The 9,958-nt window shown below is 65.5% G+C and carries 8 protein-coding genes; all 8 read right to left on the bottom strand.

Features of this window, described 5'->3' with window-relative positions; translation table 11 throughout:
* Positions 1–840 (bottom strand): iron chelate uptake ABC transporter family permease subunit (locus RHBS_RS18370; protein WP_128646183.1); only part of this gene is annotated, 840 nt, incomplete at its 3' end.
* The gene (locus RHBS_RS18375; protein WP_128646184.1) at positions 837–1,901 is read right to left on the bottom strand and encodes an iron ABC transporter permease; all 1,065 of its coding nucleotides are present in this window, start codon (positions 1,899–1,901) and stop codon (positions 837–839) included. The genes RHBS_RS18370 and RHBS_RS18375, both read right to left, overlap by 4 nt.
* Before the next feature lie 5 nt (positions 1,902–1,906).
* A complete protein-coding gene (locus RHBS_RS18380) occupies positions 1,907–3,178 on the bottom strand; it encodes a lysine N(6)-hydroxylase/L-ornithine N(5)-oxygenase family protein (protein ID WP_128646185.1) in 1,272 nt (423 codons plus the stop codon).
* Complete coding sequence (gene panD, locus RHBS_RS18385; RefSeq protein WP_128646186.1) at positions 3,175–3,591, bottom strand: aspartate 1-decarboxylase; 417 nt, start codon at positions 3,589–3,591, stop codon at positions 3,175–3,177. Before panD ends, RHBS_RS18380 begins: the two co-directional genes overlap by 4 nt.
* Positions 3,591–4,940 (bottom strand): salicylate synthase, encoded by a 1,350-nt coding sequence (locus RHBS_RS18390; RefSeq protein ID WP_128646187.1) that lies wholly within the window; start codon positions 4,938–4,940, stop codon positions 3,591–3,593. The genes panD and RHBS_RS18390 overlap by 1 nt, the downstream gene beginning before the upstream one ends.
* 105 nt (positions 4,941–5,045) lie before the next feature.
* Positions 5,046–6,947: a siderophore-interacting protein gene (locus tag RHBS_RS18395; RefSeq protein ID WP_128646188.1), complete on the bottom strand. Its 1,902-nt coding sequence runs from the start codon at positions 6,945–6,947 to the stop codon at positions 5,046–5,048.
* Between the two features lie 63 nt (positions 6,948–7,010).
* Positions 7,011–8,081 carry an ABC transporter substrate-binding protein gene (locus RHBS_RS18400; protein WP_237669396.1) on the bottom strand — a complete coding sequence of 357 codons (1,071 nt, stop codon included), beginning with the start codon at positions 8,079–8,081 and terminating at the stop codon, positions 7,011–7,013.
* A gap of 80 nt (positions 8,082–8,161) precedes the next feature.
* A partial coding sequence (locus tag RHBS_RS18405) for a condensation domain-containing protein (protein WP_145977542.1) occupies positions 8,162–9,958 on the bottom strand: 1,797 nt, incomplete at its 5' end.

Below are 9,958 nucleotides of genomic sequence, written 5' to 3' on the forward strand. Positions count from 1 at the left end.
GGGCCCCGCCGCCGCGGTGACCATCGCGATCAGCGCAACACCCAGGAACACCAGCATCAGACGGGTCGGCTCGGCGCGCACACCGAGGGCCCTCGCTGCGTCGTCCCCCATCTCCAACATCGGCAGCCGACGCGAGAGAACCGCCAAGCCCGACGCGATGACGACCGACACGGCCAGCACGGGCCCCACCTGCGACCATCCAAGCCCGTTGAGGGTGCCCGCACCCCACACGGCGGCCGCGATCGCGTCGTCCAGGTCGGCCCTGATCACGAGCCAGGTGTTGACCGAGGCCAGGACGGCACTGACGGCGATCCCGACGATGATCAACCGAAAGCCCTGCACCCCGCGCCGGTACGCGAGCAGGTAGACCACGGCCGCCGTCGCGAGTCCGCCGATGAGCGCGCCCGCTCCGGTCCGGTAGTAGCCACCACCGAGAGCGAGGATGACCACGAGAGCGCCGGTGTAGGCACCGGTGCCGAATCCGATGATGTCGGGGCTGCCCAACGGATTTCGCGTCAAGGATTGAAAGACCGCGCCCGATACGCCCAGGGCGGCTCCGAACAGGAAGGCCAGTGCCACTCGGGGAAACCGCCACTCCATCACCACGATCTCGGTGAGGCGCGGCGCGTCGCCGAACACCGCCGCGAGCACCTCGTTCGGCGGAATGTAGAAGTCGCCGGTACCGACCGCGACGACGGAGACCACCACTGTGACGAGAAGCAAGGCCGCGCAGACGCCGACCGTTCGGATGTCGATCCGGCCGTCCACTCGATCCCGAACTCGCACGACCCACAGCCTTCGGCCGAAATCGATGTCGCCGCCGCGTTGTCCACGGGTCACAGTCCGCTCGCCTTCTTCCGGCGAACCAGCACGATCAACACAGGCGCGCCGACGAACGCGGTGACGATACCGACCTGCAGCTCCCCCGGCCTGATCACGATGCGTCCGACCACATCGGAGAGCAGCAGCAAGCCCGGTGCCGCGAACACCGTGTAGATCAGAATCCAACGCTGGTCCGGTCCGACGAACCACCGCACCATGTGCGGAATCATCAGTCCGACGAATCCGATGGGCCCGGCCGCCGCCGTCGCAGCGCCGGCGAGCAGAGTCACTGCGACGACACCGACGATTCGCGTACGAATCACATTCGCCCCCAACGACTGGGCCAGATCGTCGCCGAGAGCGATCGCATTGAGGGGACGTGCGATCAACGCCGCCAGGAAGACTCCGAGCGCGATGAACGGGGCGACCTCGGACGCGATGTCCAGACCTCGACCGGCCAACGACCCGGCTCCCCAGAACCTCATCCTGTCGAAGGCATCCGGATCGAGCAACAGCATGCCCGAGGTGACGCCGCCCAGTACCGCACCGAGCGCAATTCCGGACAGCGTCAACCGAATCGGAGTGGCACCGGCTCGCCCCAGCGACCCCAGCGCGTACACCACGATCGTGGCGGCCACTGCCCCGGCGAACGCGAACCAGATGTAGGACCCGATGCCGGTGACACCCAGCACGCCGACGGCGATCGCGACGAAGAACGCCGCCCCGGCGTTGACGCCGAGAATTCCCGGGTCGGCCAGCGGATTTCGCGTCATCGCCTGAATCAGCGCACCGGCCACCCCGAGCGCGACTCCGACGAGCAACCCCAGAACCGTACGCGGGAGCCGCAGTTCACGGACGATCACGGATTCGGTGGATCCATCGGCGTGCAGCAGCCCGCGCCACACCTCACCGATCGGGATGTACTCGGTGCCCACCGAAATGCTCACCAGGCACAGCACTGCCAGAACACCGACGACGACGAACAACCCCGCGGCCCGACGCGCATCGGTGCGAGCGAGACCACCGACGAATGCCGGAACATCTCGCTGTTCCGGCTCGTCGCCCACGCTCGCCCTCACCCGATTCACACCACCGATCGCACCCTCGCGCTCACAGCGGACTTCACGATCTCACCGCTGCGAACAGCAATGTTGGACAGCAACGACGAGGTCAGACCGTGTGTGTGCTCGGTGCCGCCCTGCAGGTAGATCGAACCAGCACTCGGTTCGCGCGTCACGAGTCGGTAGTCACGCGTCACGCGAGGACCGCGAGAGTCGTATTCGACGGCGTCGAACAGCGGACCGAGGATCTCGGGCAGATCGAGGGACGTGAAGCCTGTGGCATAGACGACAGCGTCGCACAGTATGTCCTCGGCCAGTCCCGTCGGGCCGTGCTCGACGGAGGCACGCACGCCCGACGGCTCCTCGGTGGCCCCGATCAACCGTGATGCTCCGTGCACGAACAATCGGCGCTGCCCGCTGACTCGCTCGGCGTACTCGCGCGCGTACAACTCCTCGATCAGAGGCAGGTCGACGGCGGAGTAGTTGGTGCCGCGGTGATACCGCAGCAGCTGCTCGCGCAGCGTGTGCGACGACGAGTAGAAGTCGTCGACGGCCGTCGGATCGAAGATGCGATTGGCATAGGGGCTGTCGTCGGCCGGGCTGTACCCGTACTTGCGCAACACCGCGTGCACCGACGCATCGCTGTACGTCGAGTGCAGGTAGTCCACCACCTCGGCGGCACTCTGCCCGGCACCGACGACGACGAAGGTGCGATGCGTCCGCGACGGCAACCGATCGAGGTGGCCGAGGAGATCGTGATTGTGGAACTGCCGCGCCGACGCCGTGACCCCGTCGGGCAGGGTTGCGGTCAGTCCTCCGGCGAGCACGATGTTGCGCCCCCGCACGGTCCCGGTTCGCCGGCCCTCGGTTCGGACGCCGTAGCCGTCGCCGGTGTCGACGATGTCGACCGCCCGGGTGCCGTACAGAACGGTCGCGTCGACCTTGCCTGCGGCCCACGCAAGATAGTCGTGGAACTCGAGCCGGCTCGGGAAGAACGTCTGCAGGTTGATGAAGTGATTGAGCCGCCCCTGCTCCGAAAGATATGCCAGAAACGTGTACTCACTGCTGGCATTGCGCTGGGTCGCCAGGTCCTTGAGAAAGGAGATCTGCATCGTCGTACCCGGTAACAGCATTCCTGGATGCCAGGCGAACTCGTCCTTCGACTCGACGAAGCACGCCGTCAATCGCTCTGCGGGAGAGCATGTTCGGTTGTGTTCCTCGATCGCGATGGCCAACCCCAGATTGGACGGCCCGAATCCGACGCCGACGATGTCGTAGTTCTCGTGCGACGTCATCGAACGCTCGCCCCCGACATCTGATCGAGTGCGCCCGGAACCGGCTCGGACGGGTCGACTCCGAGGGCCACGATCTCGTTGGCAGAATCGACGTGCACCACCGACGGGGTGTGCGCGGACAGCTCGGAGTCTTCCACCTGACGGAACGACATGATGATCACCAGATCGCCCGGGGACACCAGATGCGCTGCTGCTCCGTTGATTCCGATGACACCGGAACCGGGGTGTCCTTCGATCACGTAGGTCACCAGGCGCGCTCCGTTGGTGATGTCGACGACGTGGACCTGTTCACCCTCGATCAGATCGGCGGCGTGCATCAGAGTCGAATCGATGGTGATCGAGCCGACGTAGTGCAGATCGGCGTGAGTGACGGTGGCACGGTGAATCTTTCCACCCAACATGGTGCGATGCATCAGGCGTCTTCCTCCTTCTTCCGGACGAGATACGGGGCGACGCTGGCGAGCTTCTCGCAGGTTTCGTCGAATTCACGATCGGGAGTCGACTGGCCGACGATGCCGGCACCCGCACGCAGCCAGGACGATCCGCGCTGCTCGTAGACCGCTCGAAGCACCAGCGCTGCTTCGAGTTCCCCCGTGGACGACGCCTTCACGACGGCACCCGAGTACAGGCCGCGAGAGTCGTCGAGCCTCCCGATGGCCTCGATGGCCTCGCGTTTGGGAATGCCCGATGCCGTGACGGCCGGGAACAGAGCTCCGAAGGCATCCCAGCAGGACAGGTCCGCACGCAAGCGTGCCCGCACGGTCGACGCGAGGTGCTGGACGCTTCCGCGCTCGCGCACACTCATGAAGTCCGACACGGCGGTCGACCCGGGGTGTGCGATCGATTCCAGCTCCTCGAACGAGGTGCGAACGGACACAGCGTGTTCGGTGATTTCCTTGGGGTCCTGCTCGAGATCGGACTTTGCTGCGGAGTCGGCATCCGAACCCAAGCCGAAAGCCCGTGTGCCTGCCAACGGTTCGGTGATGACCACACCGTCTTCATCCACGGACGCAACCAGTTCTGGGCTGAAACCGGCGGCACGCAGGTCACCCAGGTGCAGCAGGAACGAACGAGCCGGGGTGTTCGCTGCTCGCCCGGCCCGGTAGGTGCCCGGCATGTCCAGAGCGAACGGAATACGCACCGTGCGAGAGAGAATGACCTTGCCGTAGTCGCCGCGGTGAATTTCCTCGACGGCCTGCGCCACCCGAGCGCGATAGTCGTCGAGATCGCCGCCGACATCGATCGAGTGCACCGTCGGAGGCTCCTCGACGGAGGCGGCGGTGAGCACGGCGAGCACCGCGGCGCGGTCCTCATCGCTCCCGGTGACCTCGACGTCGTCGCAGTCGTGGCCGAATTCGACCTCGACTCGCGGCACGACCAAGTGGGCGAGCACCTCGTCGGACTCGGAGTCGGACTCGGCGATGGCGTCGTGCAGGTGAGCGGCGAACCCGAATCCGACGAATCCGTACGCATTCCAGGATTCGCGAGTCAGACCGTCGCAGGCCTCACGCAACGCTGCCGACGGACTACCGGACCACCGACGCACCGTCGGCTCGCCACTCCCGAACGTCGTCGTGACGACATCCGGTTGCAGGACGATGCGAGCGACCACGCCGCCCGCGAACACCCAGCGCCCTCTGTCCTCGTACACGACGTACTCGTCGAACAAGCCGGACTCGGCCAACGTGACCACCGTCTGCAACCCGCGCTGCAGGATGGTCGTCTCGGCCGTGCCCGACGCCGTTTCTTCGACAACGGTCATCTGTATGTGCACTCCTGACGGTGAATCGGTCCGAGACCGCGCATCGCGCGTAACTGACATGCCGAGAGCATCGCTACGCGCCTTCGATAGGCAACGCTAACCTAACTAGCGCGAGCGCACAACGGCTTCGACAGCACCGGGCGCCCGCTGCAGGTCGAGGACGGCGATACCCCAGCCGACCAGACGAGACGCCGTCACCGCCAGTCCCGCTGTAGCTGCCACCGACTCGAATTCGGCTCTGGTCCGCACTCCGCTGCCGTGCATGCACAGCATCAGCAGATCGAACTCGGCCTGATCCTCGTTGATCGACTGCTCGTCCGACAGTCGTTCCACCACAATCAATTTGCCGCTCTCGGACACCCCTGCTGCGGCGCTCGACAGAAGCAACGCCAGATCGTCGTCGCGATAGTGGCCGGTGACCTCGAGCAACAGGTACGCGTCGAATCCGCCCGTGGGGGTCGTACGAGGTTCGGCCATCACACTCTGAGCGCACTCGGTCACGCGCGCCGGAAGTTCCGGCCACGTCTGCAGATCGCGTCGAACGAGGCCCAGTTCGCTGGGCAAGCCGAGAACGGTTGCCGACATCGAGTCATGGCCCGTCAGGATCGAGCCGAGCACCACACCGGAGGCCGCACCGGTCACCGCCAACGTCGACACGTCGTCGAACGAATAGTCCTGCACCAGAGCCGGACCGAGAAACGCCGCCTCGTCGGCGATGTGGTTGTGGTGCAGTTCGGTCAGCCGAGGCGAGCCTGCGAGGTCCTCGCTCAACGTCTTGCCGGTCAGCAGGCTCGCGCTGGCCCCGCCGGTGCGCAGGCTCTCCGCGAGGCCGGTGATCGACAATTCCACTCGCGCCTCGATGCCCTCGAAGTCGAGCCAATGCGAGATCCAGTCGTCACCGAGCATGGCTTCGCCGATATCGGCGAGGATCAATCCGCCGTCCGAGTCCTCGGTGAGCACGTCGACAGCCCGCAGGTAGCGGACGAATTTCGCCAGGGCACGCGTATCGGTGCCGGTGGCCGTAGCCAGTTCACGGACGGTGCGTACGCCGCGGGAGACATGCAACGGGATGCGCAACGTGTTGGCGGCCCTGATCGCGAAGGGGGAGAACATCTCTGCTCGTTCGGCCAGCCTGTCGAACGGCTCGGACTCGCGGGCGGCCAGATCGGGAACTTCCGGATCGTCCGCGCGGGTGAGAACCTCTGCGCGACGCCAGTAGCCGGTTACCTCGACCATCTCGGGCGGCAGGGCGCGATCCTCGCGCAGGTATCGCCTGATTCCCTTGAGGGCCGTGGATTCGCCTGCTACCCAGGCGAACACGGTTCCTTCCCACCAGGGTGCACTACGCACCGCTGCTTCCAGCAGGTCTCCGGTGCCTGCGACTGCGCCGTCGCTGTGGACCCAGGTGATCTCGGCGTCGGCGGCCGTCGGCAGCGGTAGTTCTCGCTCGGCGTCGGCCACCTCGACGAGCACCCGAATTCGCTGACCTGCTTCTGCTTCGTCGAGACAGCGAGCAATAGCAGGCAATGCGGTCTCGTCTCCGACGAGCAACACCCAATCCACCTCGGCGGGTGCGTGACCCGACCGCACCGGACCGAGCAGCGGGATGGAATCACCCACGGCGCAGCGACGCCCCCACGTCGAGGCGATTCCGGTGTCGTGGGTGACGAAATCGAGGGTCAGTTCCGCACTGTCGGTATCGACGCTGCGCACGGTGTAGTTGCGAGTCACCGGCCGCGGGTCCCGCGGCCACTCCACCGTGCGCTCGTGCTGTACGGGCAGCGCCATCGTACCGATGTCGTCGAGCGGGAAGAACAGGCGAACGAAATCGTCGAACCCTTCGCTGCGCAGCGCTGGAAACTCGAATCCATCGCGCGTGAACTCACGCAGCTGCGGCCCACCCAACACGATCCTGCGCATTCCCGAACTGAGTTGCTGCGTGTCGATCACGGTGGCCGTACGGATGACTTCGGGAAAGACGACCTGAAGTCGATGGGACCTTGCCACTGTGAAACACGCTCCTTCGCGAAAGTGCAGATGGGTGGTGTGTCGGGTGGGCCTGCGCCCGGATCAGCCCTGGACGTTCTCGGCAGCGGTGTTCAGCGCCGATGCCACGTCGTCGAGGATGTACGGAATGGTGAGCACCGTCAGGCCACCGAACGCGAAGTTCTTGTCTGCACTGAGGTTTTCGGTCGATGCAGTGCGTCCCTGCGCCAGCACGGGCTGCGAGGCCACGGCCGGTTCGACGAGGAAGGCACCCAGTGACTCCTTGTCGTAGGCCACGACGAACAGAACGTCCGACTTCAGCAGCGAGGCCTGCTCGAGGCTGAGCTCGAAGTACACGGCATCGGGATCCTTGACCGGGTCGGCCTCCTGGATGGTGGGCTCGATGACCAGACCGAGCTGTTCGAGGAACTCCACGCGCACGTCGTCGTCCTTGCTGACGGCGAACGTGCCGGGAGCGTTGGGTAGTGCGATGGTGACCGTCTTACCCTCCAGCGCCGGGTATTTCGCAGCCGCGTCGGCAATGGAACTCTCGACGCCGGACACCAGATCGGCGGCCTCCTTCTCCTTGCCGAGAGCCTTGCCCGCGATGGTCAGCTGGTCCTCCCACGAGGTAGTCCACTGCTCTTCCGGGTACGCGACGACCGGTGCGATGTCGGAGAGCTTGTCGAACTCTTCCTGGGTCAGTCCCGAGTACGGGGCGAAGATCAAATCGGGGGCAGCGGCCGCGAACTGTTCGACCGGAACCTCTCCGGTTCCGTCACCGGAGAGCAGCGTGGGTGCTTCGCCGCCCAGGTCGGCGAGCGCCTTCGCGTCCCACTGGAGAATGCCGCGATCGTCCGCTCCGTACTGAGCTCCGTCGAAGGTCGGCATGGCGACGGGCACGACACCGAGGGCGAGAATGGCGTCCTGGTTGGACCATCCCCAGGTAGCGATACGCGTCGGAGCCTCGGGGATCGTCGCGGATCCGAGTGCGGAATCGATGGTGACCGGAAATGCAGATTCCTGCGCGGCGGTGGTGGACTCGGTTGCAGGCGCTTCCTCGGTACTGCTGCAACCGGCAGCGAGAGCGACGGTGAGCCCTCCGGCGAGCGCGATCGACGCAGCGCTCCTCATCCACTTCGTACGAACCTTCATCGTTGCTCGGCACCTCTCGACTCGACCACGCACTGCTGCGTCCCACACCCGACCGGGTGAGGCGACTGACAAGGTAGCACTTATGAGGTAACCCTTCCCTCACTAGGCGCGTCGGCAGCGAGAACTCGACACGCTGCGGACAACGTGTCCTGCCACAGCGTCGCGAGTTTCTCGACGCCCTCGAGCACCTCCTCGGGCCAGGTCATCGTCACCCCCAGTACCGACGAGCCGCGCTCGTCGTGGATGTAGCTGTCCACGATCAGCGCGTAGCTGCAGGGTGTGGCAACACCGGGTGTCGAGTCGAGACTGCTGCGTAGCCGGCTGGCACCGAACGGCCCGCCGGTCGCCGCGTCGAAACGACCGAGGTAGTTGAATTCGATTGCTGCATCGGGAGTTCGACGCAGGAGTTCTTCGGCCTCGCCGCCCATCCACCGGAGCATTCCGTAGGTGGATCCGTCGCCCGGCACGGACTCCCTCGACGCCCTGGCCGATTCCGCCAATTCATGCAGAACAGATTCTGCGGCAGCGGGATTCTCCTCGTGCGCGATCAGTGTGCGGTGATCCCCACTCTGCGCGGTGATGCGAAGCGGGAACACTGCCGTGAGCCAGCCGACCACCGACGAACCATCCACCCGATCCGAGGCGACCCCCGACCGTCCGTGACCTTCGACGTCGACCAGGAACGACGGCGTCGTCGTGATCTCACTGTCGATCCACTCTGCCGTCGCAGCTGCGAATGTGGCCAACAACAAGTGTTCGACGGAGGCGCCGAGGCGAACTGTGGCGTTCGACAACAGGTGCGCGCTCTCGTCCTCCCGCAGCGCGAAGTCGACTGTGCGCACACGGGCACCCGTATCGACCGCCGGGTCGAGCGGACGCGCCAGAGGGATCGATGAAGCTCCATCACCGACGCTTGCCCAGTAGTCGAGATCGGCGAGCACCTCGGGTGAGTTCGCGAGACTGCGCATTTCGTGCGCCCAGTGCCGCATCGACGGACCGATCGGGCTTCGCTCGGTGGCTGTCTGCTTCCACAGCGCGACCAGATCGGGCAGCAGTATCCGCCAGCTCACGCCGTCGACCACGAGGTGATGCAACGTGATCAGCAGCTCACCGGACGATTGTGGGTCGGTTCGGTGTCGAAGCCACACGATGTCGACCATCCTCGCGTCGTCCGGGTTCAATCGGGTACGCGCAGAGCGTGATTCGACACCGACACGGTCGGCCAGCTCGGCCTCGGTCAGACCGTCGACATCGACGACGCGTATCCACGGACGCACGTCGGCACCGTCCGGCAGCACCGTGAAGATCGACTCCGAACCCGGGCTCCGCTCGAATCGAGAATGCAGAATCGGATGCCGGTCGGTCAGCAGCGAGACCAGCTCCGGAAGCGAGTCCTCGGTGAGCGACGCCGGAGCTTCCAACAACACCGCCTGCGAGATCTCGTCGATGGGCCCGTCGAGTGCGTCCATCCACCGCACTATGGGTGTCAACGGCACGGTTCCGTACGGATCGATCGTGACGACTTCTGGCTGCGACCCTGTCGAAACGAGCTCTTCTGCAATGCCTTCCGGTGTTCGGCACGACACAATGTGCCGCGGCGACACCGTGAGGCCTGCCGACCGGAGCCTCGCAGCCAACTCCATCGCCATGATGCTGTCGCCGCCGAGGTCGAAGAAGTCGTCGTCCGCACCGACCTCGGTCACGTGCAACACTGCGGCTGCGGCCGTGCAGATCTGCCGCTCCACATCGGAATTCGGGGGACGACCGGAACGCGTCGCGAGCACGGGTTCGGGCAATGCAGAAACGTCGAGCTTGCCGTTCGGTAGGACGGGAAACGCATCGAGCACGGTCAGCGACGCCGGCACCATGTACGACGG

This window comes from Rhodococcus sp. BS-15 (assembly GCF_000813105.1).
GTDB lineage: Bacteria > Actinomycetota > Actinomycetes > Mycobacteriales > Mycobacteriaceae > Rhodococcoides.

Excerpts from the sequence above, each read along its gene's own strand:
- RHBS_RS18400 (WP_237669396.1), bottom strand. The coding sequence starts at position 8,081 with ATGAAGGTTCGTACGAAGTGGATGAGGAGCGCTGCGTCGATCGCGCTC.
- RHBS_RS18390 (WP_128646187.1), bottom strand. The coding sequence starts at position 4,940 with ATGACCGTTGTCGAAGAAACGGCGTCGGGCACGGCCGAGACGACCATC.
- panD (WP_128646186.1), bottom strand. The coding sequence starts at position 3,591 with ATGCATCGCACCATGTTGGGTGGAAAGATTCACCGTGCCACCGTCACT.
- RHBS_RS18380 (WP_128646185.1), bottom strand. The coding sequence starts at position 3,178 with ATGACGTCGCACGAGAACTACGACATCGTCGGCGTCGGATTCGGGCCG.